At 61.4% G+C, this 19,842-nt stretch carries 14 protein-coding genes, 1 tRNA gene and 1 pseudogene; 5 read left to right on the plus strand and 11 right to left on the minus strand.

Features of this window, described 5'->3' with window-relative positions:
- Nucleotides 1-15 precede the first annotated feature (15 nt).
- Complete coding sequence (dxs, locus tag CKO36_RS01385; RefSeq protein WP_200279460.1) at nt 16-1,944, minus strand: 1-deoxy-D-xylulose-5-phosphate synthase; 1,929 nt, start codon at nt 1,942-1,944, stop codon at nt 16-18.
- 241 nt (nt 1,945-2,185) lie between these two features.
- Between dxs and CKO36_RS01390 the strand changes: the two genes are divergently transcribed.
- Complete coding sequence (locus CKO36_RS01390; RefSeq protein ID WP_200279463.1) at nt 2,186-3,454, plus strand: diguanylate cyclase; 1,269 nt, start codon at nt 2,186-2,188, stop codon at nt 3,452-3,454.
- Here the strand turns inward: CKO36_RS01390 and CKO36_RS01395 are convergent.
- Both CKO36_RS01395 and CKO36_RS01400 read right to left on the minus strand, forming a co-directional pair.
- Nucleotides 3,447-5,969, minus strand: a complete 2,523-nt coding sequence (locus CKO36_RS01395) for a PAS domain-containing hybrid sensor histidine kinase/response regulator (protein WP_200279466.1) — start codon at nt 5,967-5,969, stop codon at nt 3,447-3,449. The genes CKO36_RS01390 and CKO36_RS01395 overlap by 8 nt on opposite strands.
- Before the next feature lie 58 nt (nt 5,970-6,027).
- A complete protein-coding gene (locus CKO36_RS01400) occupies nt 6,028-6,912 on the minus strand; it encodes a GGDEF domain-containing protein (RefSeq protein ID WP_200279469.1) in 885 nt (294 codons plus the stop codon).
- A gap of 148 nt (nt 6,913-7,060) precedes the next feature.
- Here CKO36_RS01400 and CKO36_RS01405 point away from each other — a divergent pair.
- The 3 genes from CKO36_RS01405 (at nt 7,061) to CKO36_RS01415 (ending at nt 11,942) form a co-directional block, all read left to right on the plus strand.
- A tRNA-Pro gene (locus tag CKO36_RS01405) sits at nt 7,061-7,137 on the plus strand.
- Between the two features lie 40 nt (nt 7,138-7,177).
- Nucleotides 7,178-9,646 carry a carbamoyltransferase HypF gene (gene hypF, locus CKO36_RS01410; protein ID WP_200279472.1) on the plus strand — a complete coding sequence of 823 codons (2,469 nt, stop codon included), beginning with the start codon at nt 7,178-7,180 and terminating at the stop codon, nt 9,644-9,646.
- Nucleotides 9,647-9,764: 118 nt separating this feature from the next.
- Nucleotides 9,765-11,942, plus strand: a complete 2,178-nt coding sequence (locus CKO36_RS01415) for a polysaccharide deacetylase family protein (protein WP_200279475.1) — start codon at nt 9,765-9,767, stop codon at nt 11,940-11,942.
- Here the strand turns inward: CKO36_RS01415 and pyrF are convergent, their stop codons facing one another.
- Together pyrF and cobD are read right to left on the minus strand one after the other, a co-directional pair.
- Nucleotides 11,943-12,668: an orotidine-5'-phosphate decarboxylase gene (gene pyrF / locus CKO36_RS01420; protein WP_200279556.1), complete on the minus strand. Its 726-nt coding sequence runs from the start codon at nt 12,666-12,668 to the stop codon at nt 11,943-11,945.
- A gap of 85 nt (nt 12,669-12,753) precedes the next feature.
- Nucleotides 12,754-13,752: a threonine-phosphate decarboxylase CobD gene (cobD, locus tag CKO36_RS01425; RefSeq protein ID WP_275957803.1), complete on the minus strand. Its 999-nt coding sequence runs from the start codon at nt 13,750-13,752 to the stop codon at nt 12,754-12,756.
- Nucleotides 13,753-13,971: 219 nt separating this feature from the next.
- Here cobD and bchE point away from each other — a divergent pair, with 219 nt between their 5' ends.
- Nucleotides 13,972-15,738 (plus strand): magnesium-protoporphyrin IX monomethyl ester anaerobic oxidative cyclase, encoded by a 1,767-nt coding sequence (gene bchE, locus CKO36_RS01430; protein ID WP_200279481.1) that lies wholly within the window; start codon nt 13,972-13,974, stop codon nt 15,736-15,738.
- Nucleotides 15,739-15,852: 114 nt separating this feature from the next.
- Here the strand turns inward: bchE and CKO36_RS01435 are convergent, their stop codons facing one another.
- The 6 genes and pseudogenes from CKO36_RS01435 to CKO36_RS01460 form a co-directional block, all read right to left on the minus strand.
- Entirely contained in the window at nt 15,853-16,788 is a 936-nt protein-coding gene (locus tag CKO36_RS01435) for a PD-(D/E)XK nuclease domain-containing protein (RefSeq protein ID WP_338053397.1), read from the minus strand.
- Nucleotides 16,769-17,542: pseudogene (locus CKO36_RS01440) on the minus strand (ISKra4 family transposase); the annotation flags it as partial. The pseudogene CKO36_RS01440 and the gene CKO36_RS01435, both read right to left, overlap by 20 nt.
- A 15-nt stretch (nt 17,543-17,557) precedes the next feature.
- Nucleotides 17,558-17,896, minus strand: coding sequence for a hypothetical protein (locus CKO36_RS01445; RefSeq protein ID WP_200279490.1), 339 nt, complete (start codon nt 17,894-17,896; stop codon nt 17,558-17,560).
- Nucleotides 17,897-17,913: 17 nt separating this feature from the next.
- Nucleotides 17,914-18,462, minus strand: a complete 549-nt coding sequence (locus CKO36_RS01450; protein WP_200279493.1) for a formylglycine-generating enzyme family protein — start codon at nt 18,460-18,462, stop codon at nt 17,914-17,916.
- 472 nt (nt 18,463-18,934) lie between these two features.
- Nucleotides 18,935-19,489, minus strand: coding sequence for an REP-associated tyrosine transposase (locus CKO36_RS01455; protein ID WP_200279496.1), 555 nt, complete (start codon nt 19,487-19,489; stop codon nt 18,935-18,937).
- A gap of 14 nt (nt 19,490-19,503) precedes the next feature.
- Entirely contained in the window at nt 19,504-19,791 is a 288-nt protein-coding gene (locus CKO36_RS01460) for a hypothetical protein (RefSeq protein ID WP_200279499.1), read from the minus strand.
- Nucleotides 19,792-19,842 lie beyond the last annotated feature (51 nt).

The following is a 19,842-nucleotide window of genomic DNA, read 5'->3' on the forward strand; positions in this document are numbered from 1 at the left end:
AATCCCCGCACCGCCTCAGGCACTTTCCCGCGCCAGCGCCGAATTCAACTGTGGATCCAGCCCCAAATCCGCCAGCTCACTCAGCACCGCCGCGCGAATGCCTGGTGCATCCAAGCCGCACACATGCAGTTGCTCATTATGACTGGCCTGCTCCTGACAGACATCCGGCAGACCCAGATGCACGCAGCGCACGGTCAGGCCATGGGCCGCCAGCAACTCCGACACCGCCGAACCGGCTCCACCCGAGATGACATTTTCCTCAATGGTGATCAATAACTCATGTTGATCAGCCAGTTCCAGAATCAGACGCTCATCCAGCGGCTTGACGAAGCGCATGTTCGCCACCGTGACATTGAGTTCCTCCCCCACCTCCAACGCTGGCGCCACCCGGCTGCCAAAGCCGAGCAAGGCCACATGCCGCCCCTGGCGCAGCAGTTCGGCCTCGCCAATCGGCAGCACGCCAGCCTGGAGATCAATCTCCACGCCCGGCCCCGCACCACGCGGATAGCGCACCATCGCCGGCCCCGGATGCTCCAGCGCCGTCTGTAACATGCGCCGGCATTCGTTCTCATCCGCCGGCGCCATGATGACAAAGTTCGGCAGCGGACGACCAAAGCTCAGATCAAAACTGCCGGCATGGGTCGCCCCATCAGCACCGACCAGTCCGGCACGATCGACTGCAAAGGTCACATCCAAGCCCTGCAAGCAGACATCATGCACCAGCTGATCGTAGGCACGCTGCAGGAAGGTGGAATAAATCGCCACCACCGGCTTCATGCCCTCGCAGGCCATGCCAGCCGCCAGAGTAACCGCATGCTGTTCGGCAATGCCCACATCGAAATAGCGCTCCGGAAAGCGCTCGGAGAAAGCCACCATGCCCGAGCCTTCGCGCATGGCCGGCGTGATAGCCAGCAGGCGCGGCTCCACCGCCGCCGCTTCGCACAGCCAGTCGCCAAAGATCTGGGTATAGGTCTTACCGCCGGATTTCTTGTGCATGCGACCGGTTTTGGCATCAAAGGGCGTAACGCCATGAAACTGCACCGGCTGCCCCTCGGCCGGTTCATAACCGCGCCCCTTTTGGGTGGCGACATGCAGAAAGCGCGGCCCCGGCATGGCTTTCATGTTGTGCAGGGTCGAGAGCAGATCATCCATGTCATGACCATCGATCGGGCCGATGTAATTAAAGCCCAGTTCCTCAAACATGGTACTGGGCATCACCATGCCCTTCATGTGCTCTTCCCAGCGCCCGACCAGTTCGCGCAAATGCGGCATCCGGCGCAGTGCTGTCTTGCTGCCCTCGCGCATGCTGGTATAGACCTGGCTCGACAACAGACGCGCCAGATGGGTGCTAATACCCCCAACCGGCGGGGAAATCGACATTTCATTGTCGTTCAGAATGACCAGCAGATCCGGATCCAGCGGGCCGCCGTGATTCAGTGCCTCAAAGGCCATGCCGGCACCCAGCGAACCGTCGCCAATCACCGCAATCACATGGCGCTGTTCGCCTTTGAGCCGCGCAGCGATGGACATGCCCAGCGCGGCGCTGATGGAGGTGCTGGAATGCCCGACGCCAAAGGTGTCATAGCGGCTCTCGCTGCGCTTGGGAAAGCCTGAAAGTCCGTCTTTCATACGCATGCGATGCATGCGATCACGACGCCCGGTGAGGATTTTGTGCGGATAGGCCTGATGCCCAACATCCCACACCAAGCGATCATGCGGGGTATCGAAAACATGGTGCAACGCAATGGTCAGCTCCACCACCCCCAGCCCGGCGGCCAAATGTCCACCAGTGCGCGAGACGCTGTCGATCAGAAAGGCGCGCAGCTCGGTGGCCAGCTGCTTGAGTTGTTCGCTGCTCAGCGCACGCAGATCCACCGGGTCTTGAATCCGAGCCAGCAGCGGATACTGGGACATGGTGGCTTCAGCAGAGACGGCATCAAGCATAGTGTTTGACCGGTTGGTGACAGGATAGCCGAGGATTTTAGTCCAAATCGCCCAGGCGCGGGCAACTCCCGCGCAGCACACCGACTCTGGCGATCGCGGCAGCGGCCCGGAACCAGACGTTTGGGCCGATACCGCTATACTAACGCTCATGGGGTTCACCACCCCAAGAAGGATGAAATTATTGCTTCACAGTCATGCGGTATCCCTCTGCCCTCCGCCCCCCTGCCACACCAAGCGCACCATGATTCAACCCCCCAATGCCAAAGCTTTATTGATCGAAGACAGCCGCTCGCTGCGGCAGTATCTCGCCGATGCCATTCACAACGCCGCTGATGTCACAGTCGCGAGCGCCGGCTCGCTTGCCGAGGCCCGCCAACTGATCGACGCTGGACCGGGGGAATTCTTTGTCGGCATCCTTGATCTCAATCTGCCTGATGCGCCTGATGGCGAAATTGTCGATCTGGTTGCACAAGCCGAGATTCCCATCATCATCCTTACCGGCCACCTCGACGAAGGCCTGCGCGAGCGGATTCTGGCCAAACCCAATGTCATCGACTACGTCCTCAAGACCAACGTGAGCGAAATCAGCTATGTCGCCAACCTGATCAAACGCATTCATCGCAATCACCAAATCAAGGTGCTGATTGTCGATGATTCAAGCAGCTTTCGCGTCTACCTGCGCCAACTGCTGAGCACTCACCGCTACCAGACCATCGAAGCACGCAATGGCGAGGAAGCCCTGCAGTTACTGCACGAGCATCACGACATCCGCCTGATGCTGACCGACTTTCACATGCCCAAGATGGACGGTCAAACCCTGATCCAGCAAGCCCGGCGCCACTTCGACCGCAATCAACTGGGCATCATCGGCCTGTCCGATCAAAGCACTCCCATCACCTCGGTGAAATTACTCAAAGCCGGCGCCAATGACTTTATTCCCAAGCCTTTTCTAATCGAGGAATTTTATTGCCGTATCACGCAAAATATCGAAACCCTGGAGTTTATTCACTTCATGCGCGATTCTGCCGTGCGCGACTTCCTCACCCAACTCTACAACAGGCGCTATTTGTTTGATGTTGGCACCAAGGCGTATGAGCAAGCCAAACAGCAGGATCTCGGTTTTGCTACGGTAATGATCGATATCGATCACTTCAAACAGGTCAACGACAACCATGGACATTTTGTCGGTGACCGTGTCCTGCAACGTGTCGCGGGCGCCCTGCAACAATCCATGCACCCGGACGATCTGCTGGCGCGCTATGGTGGCGAGGAGTTTTGTCTGCTGATCCACGGTGAGCGCGCCTGCAGACGGCTGGCTGACGAACTCGAACGCATCCGGTGCGCCATTGCCGCCCTCGAAGTCGCCAATGGTGCCGATCAGCTGCGCATCACCGCCAGCCTAGGAGCCACTCGCAATCGGACTCATTCACTGGCCGCCATGATCGACATTGCCGATGCTGCGCTCTATCTCGCTAAGACCCAGGGACGCAACCAGGCGCAGATCAGCTAGTTTCAATGGGGCTGGGAGGCGTTGGCCGGGGGTGAATTGACCGGGAAAGCGAGGCCGCCAATGCAGCTGGGCGAGTCCCCGGCCTGGGGCGCAGTCGCTGCCCAGTCTCATCCAGCCAATGGTGCAGCACGCGTTCAAGCAACTCCAGGCGCAGGGGCTTGGTCAGATAATCGTCCATGCCGGCGTTCAGGCACCTGTCCCGATCGCCTTTCAGCACATGCGCTGTCATTGCGATAATGGGCGTCGTGCGATTGAGATGACCCGGTTCATCGCGAATCGCAATACTGGTCTGCACTCCGTCCATCACTGGCATCTGCACATCCATGAAAATCAGATCATAGCGCTGGGTGCGCGCCAGCTCGAGGGCTTGCAAGCCATTGGTTGCCGTCGTGACGTCAATGCCATAGCGCACCAAATAAGAGTGTGCCACTTTCTGATTAAAGGGTCGGTCCTCCACCAGCAGCGCCCGCTTGCCAGTGAAGTCCGCCCGCCGACTGGACGCCCAGACCCCAGTCGCAGCTCCAACCTCAGCGCCAGCGGCCATGCGGCTTTCACCGTATGCAGCAGGCGCCGCCAGCACCTGCGCAATGGCACGCAATAGCTGGCGGCTCCTGACCGGCTTAATCAGCAGGCCATGCACCCCCAGGGCGCGCAGACTGGCCATATCACCGCGCATGCTGGCCGAGGTCAGCAGCAGAATTTCCGGCTCACCGCAGGCCGGGGTGTTGCAGATGGCACGCGCGGTCTGTTCACCATCCATCCCCGGCATCAGTAAATCGAGCAACACCAAACGGAAGGGATCCTGGGCCTGCGACGCGCTGGTCAGCGCATCAATGGCCTCCGCGCCGCTGGCCACTGACTGCGGCTCGCAGCCCCAGCCGCTCAGTGTCTTCTCCAGCAAGCGCCGATTGGCACTGTTGTCATCCACCACCAGACAGGACAGCCCCTGAAGTGACGGATTGATCAGACTGGCCTTAAACACCGGACTGCTGGCCGCCAACATCGGCAGCAAAACCCAAAATTCACTGCCCAACCCCGGGGCACTGTTCACCCCGATCCGCCCCCCCATCAATTCAACCAGCTGCCGGCTAATACTCAGCCCCAGCCCCGAGCCGCCGAATTCCCGGGTAGTACCATTATCCGCTTGCTGAAAGGCGACAAAGATCTCCGTCTGCTGCTCAAGCGCCACCCCGATCCCGGTATCGCGCACCGCAAATTTCAGCCAGATGACGTTCGAGTCATCGACCTCCGGTTGTGGCGCCGGCGCCATTCCATCACTGGCACTGGATGCCAACTCGACACTCAACACCACTTCACCGGTGGCGGTAAACTTAATCGCATTCCCCAGCAGGTTGATCAACACCTGGCGCAAGCGCTGCACATCGCCACGCAAACCCAGCGGCACCTGAGGATCAATAAACTCAATGAGTTCCAGAGATTTTTCCGCCGCGCGCAAGCCAAAGCCATCCAGCACTTCCTCAAACAGCACGCTGAGATCAAAATCCATCGGATTAAGCGACACCCGTCGAGCCTCAAGTTTGGAAAAATCGAGAATATCGTCGATCAGTTCCAACAGCGACTCCGCCGAGGCATCGACAATTTCAAGATTCTCCCGCTGATCGGCATCCAGTTGCGAATCCAAAGTCAGCTTGGTCATGCCCAGAATGGAATTCATTGGTGTGCGGATTTCGTGGCTCATCTTGGCCAGAAACTCGCTTTTAGCGATGGCTGCGGATTCCGCCTTCTCCTTCGCGCTTCGCAGCGCCTGCTCGGTCTGCTTGATCAGGGTAATATCAACAAAACTTTCAATCAGCAGATTTTGTTCATTCAGGCGCAGCGGAACGGTACTTTTAAGCACGCTAACTTGTGAGCCATCGGCACGGACAAAGCGCGCCTCCTGATTGGTGACGGTCTCCCAAGTCTCCAGCGCCCCTTGCTCAAACGGGCACCCGGCCGGATTCAAACACAGACGCCCACCACAGGGTGACCCAATCAAGGCCTCGCGCGAAGAGCCCAAAATCTGCGCCGCCAGGTGATTGGCATCAAGCACCATGTGTCGATCATGATCGATCACCACAATGCCCGTCTGCACCGTCTCAATCACCGCCGCCAGATGTGCCTCCTTGGCGCGCGCACGCTCCTCAGCCCGGGCCGTGATAGAAATATCAGCCACCACCCAGAGGATGCCATCCTCGCAATTGGCCCCATTGAGCGGCCGGCCCGATAGCGCCGCCAGGAAGACCTCGCCATTGGCACGCTTCATCTCATAATGCACATCGGCCACACCACGGCTCTTGATGTGCCGAAACACTTCGGCGCCGAAACGCTCGCAAGCGGCCGGGGAGGTATGCAGAAGCTCAACCAACTCCCCGGTCAGCGCCCCCGCCTCATAGCCAAACAACTGGCTGGCACAGTCGTTGATCTTGATAATGCGCTGCTCATCATCAACCACAAAAATGCCAATCAGGCTGTTATCAAACACCAGCCGAAACAGATCTTCCGAATCCGGCGTCATGCCAGTCCTCTTATAAGGCCCAAAATCCATGCTGAAGGCCTGTTGTCAGCGTCTCCGCCTAAGACAGACTATCCTCAAACATCAGGCTGGCGGTCAGGTCATCGGCCTGCGGATAGGTACTGGGCGACTCGGCCATCAGGCACCGCCCCGGCCCTTCACGCTTGGCACGATCCATCGCTTCATCAGCCGCTTGCAGCATTTCATCAACACTGCCACCATGCTCGGGAAACACCGCCACACCAACACTGGCGGTAATTTCGACCTCCCCACCTGACAGGCGCATCGGCGCCGCCACCGCCGCCACCACCTTCTGACCGAGCGACATAGCCGCCTTGGCATCACTGACCTCGGTGAGCAGCACCGCAAACTCATCGCCGCCAACCCGCGCCACCGTATCGGAATTGCGCAGCCGATTGCTCAGCATACGCCCGACGCGAATCAGATACTGATCCCCATCGCTGTAGCCAAACCGCTCGTTGACGTCGCCAAAGCCGTCAAGGTCAAGCACAATCAACCCATAGCGTCTTTTATAACGCTCGGAATGCAGGTGAATACGCTCCAGGCGATCAAAAAACAACGCCCGGTTGGGCAGATCGGTCACCCGGTCAAAATCGGCCAGTTCCTGGGCGCGCGCCCGCTCGCGGCGCCACTTCAGCTGCGCATCGGCCAAAAACCAGGCTCCCACCGCAATGAGCGCAAAGAGCACCAGTCCAAAGACCCCCATCATCACACCGGTGGTTGCATCGGCCTGCTCGGCACGGTAGAACAGGAACATGGCCACTCCCAGCACCAGCCCTGCCGGCACCAGATAGCCAAAAAACAGCTTGATGGAACCCCACCGGGAGTTTGAGCGGAAACCCGGCTGAGCGACCGACTTGAGGTCCGGCGCGGATTCCGGCCTGGTACGGGGGTTTGATTCTCGGTTCGATTCAGTTGCAGCCATCGTGACGTCCGTCCATTCAGCCTTTCGATCCGTTTGCACAAGCGTTGAAGTTAAGAGTCTAATGCAATCGGCTGCTTTTCTCACCCGAAACCGCACGCGCGACCTTATCATTGACAAGCTGCGCGCAGGTCATTATGCTTAATCGTTTCCGGGCGTAGCGCAGTCTGGTAGCGCACCACAATGGGGTTGTGGGGGTCGCAGGTTCGAATCCTGCCGCCCGGACCAAATCACTTCTATCTCCGGATCACCCCGCGCGAGCAACCGAGTGCCCAACTCAAACAAGCCTCGCCTCCCCCCGGCTTCCTCACCAAACCACCTGCCACGCAACCCGCAGGCCGAACACATCCGCGTACGCGGACTGGTGCAGGGTGTAGGCTTTCGCCCGCACGTTTGGCACCTGGCCCATAGCCTAAGCTGCCGGGGCGATGTCCGCAACGACGGCGACGGCGTGCTGATCAGACTCTGGGCACCGGACACAGCAACCATTGATGACTTCTGTCAGCGTCTGCGCACCCAGCCACCACCGCTGGCGCGCATCGACTGCATCGAGCGCCATCCGCAGAACACCGATCAATCGGCCCCCGCGCCCCACTTTGAAATCATTGCCAGCGCTGCCACCGAGGTGCACACATCCCTGGTGCCAGATGCCGCCACCTGCCCCGCCTGCCTGGCTGAGCTGAAGGATCCCGGCAACCGCCGCTACCGCTATCCTTTTATCAATTGCACTCACTGCGGCCCCCGCCTCAGCATTGTGCGCGCCATTCCCTACGACCGCGCCAACACCAGCATGGCCGTTTTTCCGCTGTGCCCGCACTGCCTGACCGAATATCGCGATCCGGCGGATCGTCGTTTTCATGCCCAACCCAATGCCTGCCCAGTGTGCGGCCCCCACGTCTGGCTCGAAGATGCCACGGGCCAACGCTTGGATCCAGTCCAGCTCGGTGCCGCCGATGCCATTGCCGCCGCCAGTCAGCAGCTAGCCGCCGGACAGATTCTCGCCATTAAGGGCATCGGCGGCTTCCATCTGGCCGCTGATGCCACCAATGCCACAACCGTCGCCCGCCTGCGCCAGCGCAAAGCCCGCGACGCCAAACCCTTTGCGCTCATGGCGCGTGACCATCAGGTTATCCGCCGCTTCTGCCGCCTGAGCGCCCAGGAACAAGCGCTACTCGACAGCCCGGCCGCCCCCATTGTGCTACTTGAGGTGCAGCCCGAACGTCTGCCCGCCAGCCGGATCGCAACCGGCATCGCACCGGGCCAGTCCCGCCTGGGCTTCATGCGCCCCTACAGCCCACTGCACCATCTGCTGCTGGCCGACTGGGAGCGCCCGCTGCTGATGACCAGCGGCAATCGCAGCGATGAGCCGCAGGTCATCGACAACCAGGACGCGCGCACTCGCCTCGCGCCCCTAGCCGACGCCTGGCTGCTGCATGACCGTGATATTCTCAACCGCTTGGATGACTCCATCGTGCGGGTGGATGCCGGTCAGCCACGCCTACTGCGGCGCGCACGCGGCTATGCGCCAGCCCCCCTGCCGGTTCCGCCCGGATTCGAAGACGCGCCTCCTGTCTTGGCCTTCGGGGGCGAGCTGAAAAATACCTTCTGCCTGCTTGATGCCCCCCGGCTAATGCTGTCGCAACATCTCGGCGACCTCAGCGACCCCCGAACCCTGCGCGAATTCGAGCGCACCCTGGCACTCTACCGCCGCATCTTCCAACACCAGCCGCAGGCCATTGCCATCGACCGGCATCCGGAGTATCACAACCGCGCCATCGCTCACCAGCTGGCCGCCACCGCCGGGGTGCCCCTAATCGAAGTTCAGCACCATTTCGCCCACATCGCCGCCGTACTCGGCGACAACGGCTGGCCGAAAACCGCCGGCCCGGTCCTCGGGGTTGCCCTTGATGGCCTCGGCTACGGCCAAGACGGTGGTCTCTGGGGCGGCGAGGTGCTGCGCGCCGACTACAGCGGCTTTACTCGCCTGGCCTGGTTGCAACCTACCCCGCTGCCCGGTGGCGACCAAGCCGCCCATGAGCCCTGGCGCAATCTGCTCGCCCAACTCCATAGTCGCTTAGGCTGGTCGCATGCCTGCGAACAATGGCCCATCCTCAAACGCCTGCCGGCCCTCGACACCCCCGCCAGTGCCACCCTGTTGCGTATGCTGGATGCGGGACTGAACGCGCCCCTGAGTTCCTCCACCGGCCGGCTGTTCGATGCCGTCGCCGCTGCGCTGAGCATCCACCCCGAGCGCGTCGCCTATGAAGGCCAGGCCGCCATGGAGCTGGAGGCTCTGGCCAGCCGCTGGCGCAGAGACTCTGGTGCGGAAGTTGATTCTGACTCCAGCACCACCTTCGGATACCCCTTTGCCCGCCAGTCCTTGACGGCGGGCATTACCCTCGACCCCAGCCCCATGTGGCAGGCTTTGCTCACTGATCTGAGCCAGGGCGTTGAACGCGGCTGCATCGCCGCCCGCTTCCATCACGGCCTTGCCCAAGCTCTGACCGGCCTGTGCGTGGATCTGGCACAAGCACAGGGACTCGACACTCTGGCACTCTCCGGAGGCTCTTTCCAAAATCGCCTGCTGCTCGAATCCATCACTGTCCAAGTCGAACGCGCCGGACTCAGGGTGCTGTCTCACCATCAGATTCCCAGCAACGACGGTGGCCTAGCGCTGGGGCAGGCGCTGATTGCCGCCGCTGAGATGGACAACAGCCCAGCCCCAGTCACGAACTAAACCAGACACACCCCGCCGGCGCGTCTCTGCGACAATAGGCACTACAGCGACGCCCGCGCCGAAACGGCACGCGCCATGACACACACGACACCAGCGTCTTCAAGTTCTGTGCGATCCTATGGATAACGTATTCACCCGGTTTCTTTCCATCGAACTGCCCGCGCAACTGCCCTGCGAAGCCAAGGGCGGTAATCCCGCCTTCGCAGTCACCCTGACCGCCGACGGCGCCATCCCCTTTCCGCAAGTCATTCTGCGCCAACATGGGCGCGAGCATCTGTTTCGCAATCAGCAGATTGTGTGGATGTCCGACGATCCACAGCAGGGCTATCAGTATCGCGCCGACATTCCCGCTGGCCTGCTCAGCGAGGGCGAGGTACAGATTCAAATCGAGGGCTGCCGGCAGGCGAACTTCACCCGTGCCAACGACAATGACTGGATCAAAAGCTTTCGTGCCCTGCAACTGATCCGCGCCACGCCAAGCCCGCGTGAAGCCACCTCCAAGCACAACCACCAACAGCCCGCCGCCACCCCCTCTATCCGCGCCGGCCGCGACCAGCCCAAGCTCTACTTCGGCATCCACAAGCATATGCACCAGCCCTACTATGATGCCGTGGATCCGGACTATTGGGATGGCGAAAAAGACGGCATCTTTGGCACCCGCAGCGGCCCTTACACCGATTTTGTTCCTGCCGCCATTCACCAATACGAGGAATCCGGGCTGCCGCACGCCGGCCTGAGTTGCAGCTGGAGCGGCTCCCTGATCGAACAGCTGGAACGCTGTGCCGCGACCGGACGCGCTGGCGGTCGCTTCGGCGACTGGACCGCCGCCCTGCGCCAGGCCGCCCAGCTGACCACCGCCGCTGGCAATCGCCGCCTCGACCTCAGCGCCTTCGGCTTTTACCATCCGCTGATGCCGTTGATCCCGCCGCGCAACATCGTGCGCCAGATTCAGCAGCATCGGGAACTCATTCCGCGCATGTTTGGCGCCCCGGCCTCGGATATTCTGTTTCCACCCGAAACCGCCTTTCATCCGCGCATCATCCCGGCGCTGAATCAGGCTGGCATTCGCGCCGTTATCTACGACTCCATTCACCGCTACCGCGCCTGTCGCGACTATCCCTACGGCGGCTCGACTGAAGGCATGCTGCCGCCTAACCCGGCCGATCAGGTCAATCCACCGGCCAGCGACTGGCTGCGGCTGGGCAATGTCTGGACCGGCTCGGAAATCGCCCCGAGCCTGCTGCGCCCCGAATACCTGGCTTACACCGATCCCGAGGGGATCGAGCACACAATTATCGGCGTGCCCGCCGAGCGCTACATTGGCAACGAGGACGCCCGCGGCGGCTTCGGTGCCCTGCAATATCCGGATGTCTTCAGCCAGGTCCATGCCCAGCTTGAACGCCATCACAGCTTCAACCCGCAGCATCCGCCCTTTTTTCTGCTGCACTCCGATGGCGACAACCACGGTGGCGGCGCCGAGAGCTACTACCGCCACAACACCGCTGCGCTGCTTGCCTGGCTACGCGAGGATCCGCGCTTCGAACTCACCACCACCGCCGACTACCTCGACCGCTTCCCGCCCGATCCCAGTCAGGCAGTGCATCTCGAAGCCGGCTCCTGGAGCGGTGCTGACAACGGCGACCCGCAGTTCATGAAGTGGTTCGGTCGCTACCGCGAGTCCTACTCACCGGATCTCAACTCCTGGGCGGTGCTCACGGCGCTGCACAATGCTGTGCATACGCTTGAGGACAGCGAACCCGAGCACCCACTGCTGTCGCAGCTGGTACGCCTGATGCTCACCGCCGAGGCCAGCGACTACTGGTACTGGACCGGCCAAAGCGTCTGGGACAGCCAGGTCACCCGCGCCGCCAATCAAGCCTGGTCGCTGGCCGGCACCGAGTTCCAGCGCCTAGCCGACACCCGCGCCGATCGTACCGGCCCCACGCTCTTCCCGCCCTGGGTCACACCCGAAAACCCCGGCGGCCAGCAATGGCGCCCCGGTGGCCTCGAAGACGCCCCGCGTGAAGCAACCCTGCACAGCTTTGCTTATGATCTCTCCGGCATTGCCCGCCTGCGCTTGCATTTGCGCAGCGCCTCGGGCGATCACGCCAGCGAGCAGATCATTGACATGACCGATCACGGCCCCTATCCCTGCGAAACCGGCGCGCGCGTCACCGCGCACTACTTCACCGCCGCCCTACCCCCCGGCCTGGGCGACATCCGCTACTTCTTGATCGCCGAAGATCACAACGGCAACCACAGCCGCAGCGCCTTGGAGCGGATTTTTCTTGCCTGATCAGCCAAACACCCCCGCAATCTGCTGCTGCGCCCGCTCCGCTGCGGCGCGTGGATCCTCGGCATCGCGAATCGGGCGGCCAATGACCACATAATCGGCGCCATTGCGAAACGCCTGTTCGATATCCACCGTGCGCTTCTGATCATCCACCGGGCGGTTATCAACCGGCCGAATCCCAGGCGTCACCACCAGGAAGCGCTCGCCCAGCTCGGCACGCAGACGCGGCGCTTCCAGACCCGAGGAGATCACCCCATCGCAACCCAGGCGTAACGCCTTGCGCCCGCGCGACACCACCAGATCCTCGACATCGCAGTCAAACCCCAGGGCATCCAAATCCGAGCGATCCAGGCTGGTCAGCACCGTCACCGCCAGAATTTTCAGGTCGCCCTTCTCGCGAGCTGCGGCCTCCAGCATGCTGTCATTGCCATGCACAGTGGCAAAGTCTACCTGTCGGTCACTCAGCCGCCGCACCGCGCGTCCAACCGTCTCCGGCACATCAAAGAACTTGAGATCGCAAAACACCCGCTTGCCTTGCCCACGCAGCCATTCCACCAGCTCGAAATAGCCGCCCGCCATAAACAGCTCCAGCCCGACCTTGTAGAACTGACAGGCTGGGCCAAGCGTTCTGACCAGCGCCCGAGCGGCCTCTGCATCCGGTACATCCAACGCCACGATCAAACGCTCATTCAAGGGGATGGCTTTCTCTGAGAGATGAGAGCTTTGCATAGTTTTCACGGAATCTTAACTCTTAAAAAACATAGGCCAGACAAGCGTAGCGTATCCGGCAAAAACGTTCATAGACACCCAGCGGTTAATCCCCAGCGCCCAACACACAACCACTAAGCGCATACTCCAGCCGCTGCCAGGCCGCCTCGTCCCCCGGCAACCCAAAACGCAGACTCGGCGGTTCTACAAACAGGCGCGTCAGTATCCCCTGGCGAGCCAACTGCTGCCACAGCAAGGGTGCCCGCTCGGTGCGCACCCAGGCAAACAAGCCGCAACCGCCGCTCGGTGGCAGATGATAACGGCTCAACAAGGCCGCCAGACGTGCACCAGCAGCGCTCAAACCCGCGCGCGTCTCCTGCTGCCAGACCCGATCTCGCAGCGCCTGTTCCGCCAGCCAGCGTGCTGGCGTGCTGAGCGTCCAGGGGCCCAGCAGCGCCCGCATGCGCGCTAATAAGGCCGGCTCAGCCAACACAAAGCCAACTCTGGCACCAGCCAGCCCGAAAAACTTGCCCAGGGAACGCAGCACGATCAGCCCCGGTCGCGCCGACTGCTGTGCCAGACTCTGCTCCGGCGTGGCATCCATGAAGGCCTCATCCACAATCAGCCAGCCACCTCGATCCGCCAGGCGCTGATGCCAGGCCAGCAGCTGCTCCGGCGGACAGCGCAACCCGGTTGGATTGTTTGGCTGGATCAGCACCAGCACCTCCACCGCATCAAGGGCTCGCTCCAGCGCCTGCGTCACCGCCGCAGGGCGGTGCAGCGCATCAATACTCCTCACCTGATGTCCACCGCCACGCCAGGCCGCCGCATGCTCCCCATAGCCCGGTGCCAGCAAAGCGACCCGCGAGCACTCGCGCAACCGGGGCAGCGCTTGGATCGCCGCCTGGGAGCCAGCCACCGGCAGCAGGGTCGGGCAGCCATAGTAGTCGCGCGCGGCGGCTTCCAGCCCGTCCTCCTCCTCGGGCAACCGTTGCCAGCAAGAGGGCGGCACCGGCGGCACCGGCCAGCCGATGGGGTGAATGCCGGTGGACAGATCCAGCCAGTCTGACAACGGGCGGCCAACAGCCATCGCCGCCGCACGCAGGCGACCGCCATGGGACAAGGCGGCGCCTTCCGGCACCAGGTGTCTGTGGTGGGAGCTGGAGATCGGATCATTTACTCGCATGCGTGCGAGTATGACGCCTCACCCGCCCACCCGCCAGTCCGCCACCAAGCGCAAAGGTTTGACAGCTCGTGGCGAATTTGCTGCTATAGCTGGTCAAGTTAGCGGAACCGCTCTTGGTTCAATCCTGCGGAGATCAGCATGCGCATTTTGTTCATTCACCCCAACTACAGCGCCGGTGCCGCCGATATCGCCGGTAACTGGTCACCGGCCTGGGTTGCCTATATTGCCGGCTATCTGAAGTCGGGTGGCTATCAGGATTACCAGTTCATTGATGGTCTGGTGGAACAGCTCAACGACGAGCAAATGCGCGCGGCCATCCGCGCCACCCAGCCGGACATCATCGCCACCACGGCCATGACGCCAATGATCTATGCCGCCCAGCGCGTGCTGCAGATCGCCAAGGAAGAGCACCCGAACGCCGTCACCGTGCTTGGCGGCATCCACGGCACCTTTATGTACAATCAGGTGCTGGACGAGGCGCCCTGGATCGATGTCATCGTGCGCGGCGAGGGCGAGGCAGTGACGCTGAACCTGGTGCGCTGCATCGACGAGGGCCGCTGGCCAGCCGAGCGCGAATCGGTGCGCGGCATCGCCTTCCTCGACGAGCAGAGCAAGGTCATTGCCACCGAGGCCGAACCCTCCATCAGTGACGTGGACGCCATCTGGCCCGATTGGGGTATCCTGGAGTGGAAAAAATACATCTACATTCCGCTTGGCGTGCCGGTCGCCACCCCGAACATGGCGCGCGGCTGTCCCTTCACCTGTAGCTTCTGCTCGCAGTGGAAGTTCTGGCGCGACTATCGCGTGCGCAACCCCAAGCGCATGGTCGATGAGATCGAGGAACTGGTGAAGGTCCATGGGGTGGGCTTCTTCATCCTGGCTGACGAAGAACCCCAGATCAACAAAAAAATGTTCGTTGACTTCTGTCAGGAACTTATCGACCGCAATCTCGGCATCCACTGGGGCATCAATACCCGCGTCACCGACGTGATGCGTGACGAGGATCTGCTGCCCTTCTACCGCAAGGCCGGCCTGGTGCATGTGTCGCTCGGCACCGAGGCCGCCGCGCAGCTCAATCTGGATCGCTTCGTCAAGGAGACCACGATCGAGCAGAACAAGCGCGCGGTGCGGCTGTTGCAGGAAAACGGCATCGTCACCGAGGCGCAGTTCATTGTGGGCCTGGAGAACGAGACCCGCGAGACGCTCGAAGAGACCTATCGGTATGTCATGGACTGGGGTGCAGACATGGCCAACTGGTCGATGTACACTCCCTGGCCGTTCTCAGATATGTTCACCGAGATGGGCGACAAGGTCGAGGTGTTCGACTATTCGAAGTACAACTTCGTCTCGCCGATCATGAAGCCCGACAACATCGACCGCGCCGAGCTGCTCGACGGCGTCATGGCCAACTATCGGCGCTTCTACATGAAGCGGATGCTGTTCCAGTATCCCTGGGTACGCGATCCCTTCCGCCGCAAGTATCTGATCGGCTGCATCAGGGCCTTCTTCAAGAGCGCCCTGGAGCGGCGCTTCTATCAGCTCGGCAAGCAGAACTACTGGGGGCCATTGTTCAAGAAGCTGATCAAATTCGATTACGACAAGAACAAGTCAAAGATCGTCGAACCAGATCACAACGCTTGGAAGAAGGCACCGCCGGCCAAGCGCCCGGGAGCCACAGCGGCCGGAACCCCGGCGCCGACCATCTCCGGCGCCATGCCCAAAGCCTGCGGCGGCGGCAACCAGCAGCTCGAAGATATCAGCGACCTGCCTCCAGGCACCGCCAAGTGCCAGCCCGGCGGCTGCGGCGGCACTGGCCCGCGCCCGGAGTCCAGCAGCGCCCAAGTGGCCATGCCAACACCGCCAGCGGCGGCCAGCAAACCGGAGCGGGTGGCTGAAGAAGCCTAACGCTTGAACCACAGCACCGTGAACCACAGCACCGGGCCAAACTTGGCCCGGTCGTGGCTTGGCAGGCCGTCTCACACTACGATTTCTACGTTACCCGCTCCCTTCGAATGGGCATTAAACCAAGGTTTTAACCTCGAAATTCACCACCGCACGCGCTGCGGCGCTGGATTCCACCCCGATCAGATGAATGGGCTGACCTTGCCCCTGGTATTGGTTGGCATAGCCCTTCGACTTGAGTTGCGCCATGGCCGCGCCCGCACTGCTGTGCTCGATGACCTTAAATTCGATCAGGTACACCTGATCGTTGAATCTCAGGGTTAGATCCACCCGTCCAGCACTGCTACTCTCCTCCGGAGTCAGGTCCAGTCCCAGACTGGCAAAATAGGCATAAAACACACTGGCGTAGTAGCCCTCGTACTGGGCCATCGGGTTGTTGCGATACCAATCGTGCGGGATGCTGGCAAAGAACGCCGTGATCAGTGCTTGCAAGCCGTTAAAGTCATTGGCCAGCAGCAGCTCATACAGACGCGCGGCCTGGTGTGGTGTATCTGCAGCGCGACCACGCAAATGATGCAGCAGAGCATTGTTCAGACTGGCGCGGACTTCAAGATTTGGATAGCGCAAGACATACTGCATCAGAAGTCCAAACTGGCGTCTGCACTCAATGGTCAAATAGCCAGTCTGAAACAACAGGGCCTCAGTGGTGATGTAATCAACATCGAAGGTTGAGAGCAACTGTTCGTCAGTCAGCAGATGCTCCAAACTGGGTACGAAGGTGTGGCGCCCGGTCAGCACCTCGATCAAAAAAGTGGGCGTAGCGGTTTCAAACCACCAGGGACGAAACTGCCGGCTGTCGAACAGCAACAAGACATCAAATGGGTTGTAAACCGCTTCCCCGGTCCAGTTGTAGCCAAAGCCGGTTTTGTCTACATAGTAGTAACTGTCTCCGCGAATCTTGGCAAAGGTTTGAATACCGATGGCAGCTTCTTGCGCGACATAGGCAAACGGGTGCGGCCTTTGAATAATGTGATCACCCGAAACAGGCGGCACCGAATTGATCAATTCGCTGCCAAAATTGTTGCCAGCGCCCGGTCGTTTGGCTCAGCGCCCGCAGGCTGAGTACAATCCCGGCGCCTTTGGTTTTCCAGCGCATGCCCGATGCGCACAGTCGCTGCTTGACCAGCGTCTTGCAGGCCGCTTCAGTCACCCCTGAGCCGATGGGAAAATGCTCGGCGAGGAAACCGGGATAGTCCATCTGGTGGCGATGGTTGGTGAAATAGGTCCAAGCGCGGCGCACGCCTTCGCGAACCGCTTGGGATAAGCCGCGTTTCTCGCCCAATCGTTTGGCCTCGTTGATGAGGGCATCAACGGCGTGCGGATCATGCTTGAGCCGATGGGCTTGGTCGTGGCGGTACCGCTCCCGCGCGCTCTGCTCGTTGCGCTTGGGGTAACGGGCTTGAGCGAGCAGGGCCAGATACTCGCTGGCATGATAGAAGTCGATGAGCTGTTGCTCGGTGTGTTGCGCCAAAAATGACCAATTGGCAGCAGCCCCGTCAGCGATGCCAATGAACCGCGCGTCAGGGTAGTGCTGTTTGGCCGCGGTGATTTCGCGGGCCAGCCGTTCCGTGAAGGTCTGTTTGCCGTATTCTGGCGCGGCGGCCAGGTAAATGGTGTGCTGGCGCTCCCCGGCCGTGTCGTAGAACGACAGCGCACCGACCATGGCTTCGCGATACCCGCTGCTGTCGGCCATGGGAATCATGGCGCCATCCAAGCTCACGGCCACCGTCGTGATCGCCTGCGCTAANCGCCGGGATTGTACTCAGCCTGCGGGCGCTGAGCCAAACGACCGGGCGCTGGCAACAATTTTGGCAGCGAATTGATCAATTCGGTGCCGCCTGTTTCGGGTGATCACATTATTCAAAGGCCGCACCGTTTGGTATTCCTTCGGATCGCGGGCGCGCGCAGTCAGCTTGATGTCGCCGACGCGAATCGGACTCCCATCGGTATCAAAACGTCCCAATGCCTCGGCCGTCGCACAGCAGCCAACTGCGTTGGTCGCCTTCTGAATCTGCTGTTCCATCTCCTGCAAGCTACCATGCAACGGCAGGCTCACTTCGATGGTGATCTCTTCGCCCGAACGCCGAACAACCGTGGCCATGATCGCTCCTCGCCTCATCATTTACAGAGGCTTAGAGCATACTCCTCGAAATAACATCTTGTCGAGGCCGCACCCTCACCGAGAATCTCGATTGGTCCGTTGTAGAGCGCATCCTGGGTGCCGGCGCGACAGGCATATTCCCACTGGGCTTCACTGGGTAGGACAAAGCCTGGAATCAACGCATTGAGCGCTGGCAGAAACCGTTCCTGGACGTCATGCCAGCTGACTTGCTCTACCGGACGGGACGGATCCTTAAAGTCGCTGGGATTCTCGCCGAGCAGCGTTTCCCATAGAGCTTGGGTGCAGGGCGTGTCGAACAGCCAGAACCCCTGCTCGATCGTCTCTAGGTGCCGTGGACCCTCTTCCTCGTCCCGACCCGGCTCATCCTCCGGCGAGCCCATCCAAAACCGCCCCGGCGGAATCCAGCGCAGCCGTTGCGTCACTTCGTCCAGAGTGAAGGCGACGAAGACCCCGTAGCGGTCCTCGCCCCACTCGCTCGCCCACTCGGGCGGGCAGCCGGTGACTAGCGGATGCCAGGCGGTGTCGATCTTGAGGATGTCGCCCATAAGCGGTTCTCGATTGGCTTGGAATCGGCCCGTCGGCGAGCGTTCGCCGGGCATCTGCGCCGGCTACTGGCACACCGGGGGCCATTGGATTGCGGCGCTGTTCCAGCCGAGACTGAAGCAGCGCCCCGAAGGCCGGTCTGTTCAGGTCCAGGGTATCCACCCCGGTCGTGAGCTCGGGCGCACCGGAAGCCGAGGTTGTTGTTGCGGTTGTCGGGCGTGTTCCTGTTGCGCTAGGCGGAACGGCAGTTCCGCGCATTGTCGTTCCAGGAGCCCCCGCGGATCACTCGGTTCGCGCCGGTTGCGACCCGCCTCCGGTCTCTCGACGTTACAGCTCGGCCAGGGCCGGAGCAAGCGGGACGCGGCGGAGTTGCTCACGACGCCAGGCGACAGCGTCCGCGTGCAGGGTAATCGCCAGCCGTAGGGTCCGCTGTGCGGACCGATTCCTCGTATCAACCGCCCCCGGATGTTGCATCTATTCTCCGAATGCACCGGCAACATCTCCAAGATCCGGCTCCTGGTAGCCCCAGTCCTGCGAATAGGCGCCAACGTTGAGATAGCGATGAAAGGTCGACCAGGGCCACTCCCGAGCACAAGCGACATAGCCGTGCTTCACCGGGTTGTAGTGGATGTAATCCATCTGTCGCCGCAAGTCCTCTTCGGACCGGATCGTATGCTCCCAATACTTCCGCTGGAGGACGCCCCGACGCCGGTCCCGCAGCCGGGATTCTGAGCGCAGCTGCTCATGACCACCAGCGGCCAACCATGCCTTGGTGAATTCCTTCTTCCACCAGCCGATGCGCGTTGGATAGGCGCAATCGCCCGGCGGCAGACGCCAGATGGTATGCAGATGATCGGGCATGAGGACGACGGCCAGCATCTCGAATGGCCAGCGCGCTCGGCAATCGTGCAAGGTCCGACGCAGGATTGTCCGGGCTTGTGGATCGGAGAAGAGGGGCGCGCGGTGCTCCGTGACCAGCGTGAAGCTGTAAGTCCCGCCAGGCTGGAAGACGCGGTGCCAGTTGGACATCGAGGTCCTTGGGTTTATAGGGATCGAGACGCTATAGGGTGGGTGGATGATCGCACAGAGAAGGTCCGCACAGCGGACCCTACGACCTCGCGATAGTCGACCTTGCCGAGCCGGGTGGTGGGCGGGCGGCCACCCTCGCCGGCGGGCTCGAAGGCGACGCAGACGGCCCAAGCACTGGCCCCGCCATCCTGCACCAGGTGGCGCTCGACCGCCAGGATGTGTTGGGCGGCAAGGAAGCGGTTCAGCTCCTCGGCGATCGGCTCGCCGCCGTGGATCGGGATGGTGAAGAAGCGCAGTTGCATCGATCGTCTCACCTGTTGGGTCGAAGAAGTGCGAAACGCGCCTCACGGCGC

It is taken from the genome of Rhabdochromatium marinum (assembly GCF_016583795.1).
Taxonomy (GTDB): Bacteria; Pseudomonadota; Gammaproteobacteria; order Chromatiales; family Chromatiaceae; genus Rhabdochromatium; species Rhabdochromatium marinum.

What these genes read in the sequence shown, in the direction of transcription:
- dxs (WP_200279460.1), bottom strand. Translation starts at nt 1,944, where the DNA reads ATGCTTGATGCCGTCTCTGCTGAAGCCACCATGTCCCAGTATCCGCTG.
- CKO36_RS01400 (WP_200279469.1), bottom strand. Translation starts at nt 6,912, where the DNA reads ATGGCTGCAACTGAATCGAACCGAGAATCAAACCCCCGTACCAGGCCG.
- CKO36_RS01395 (WP_200279466.1), bottom strand. Translation starts at nt 5,969, where the DNA reads ATGACGCCGGATTCGGAAGATCTGTTTCGGCTGGTGTTTGATAACAGC.
- pyrF (WP_200279556.1), bottom strand. Translation starts at nt 12,668, where the DNA reads ATGCAAAGCTCTCATCTCTCAGAGAAAGCCATCCCCTTGAATGAGCGT.
- CKO36_RS01460 (WP_200279499.1), bottom strand. Translation starts at nt 19,791, where the DNA reads ATGCAACTGCGCTTCTTCACCATCCCGATCCACGGCGGCGAGCCGATC.
- CKO36_RS01390 (WP_200279463.1), top strand. Translation starts at nt 2,186, where the DNA reads ATGATTCAACCCCCCAATGCCAAAGCTTTATTGATCGAAGACAGCCGC.
- CKO36_RS01455 (WP_200279496.1), bottom strand. Translation starts at nt 19,489, where the DNA reads ATGTCCAACTGGCACCGCGTCTTCCAGCCTGGCGGGACTTACAGCTTC.
- bchE (WP_200279481.1), top strand. Translation starts at nt 13,972, where the DNA reads ATGCGCATTTTGTTCATTCACCCCAACTACAGCGCCGGTGCCGCCGAT.
- CKO36_RS01450 (WP_200279493.1), bottom strand. Translation starts at nt 18,462, where the DNA reads ATGGGCGACATCCTCAAGATCGACACCGCCTGGCATCCGCTAGTCACC.
- CKO36_RS01445 (WP_200279490.1), bottom strand. Translation starts at nt 17,896, where the DNA reads ATGGCCACGGTTGTTCGGCGTTCGGGCGAAGAGATCACCATCGAAGTG.
- CKO36_RS01415 (WP_200279475.1), top strand. Translation starts at nt 9,765, where the DNA reads ATGGATAACGTATTCACCCGGTTTCTTTCCATCGAACTGCCCGCGCAA.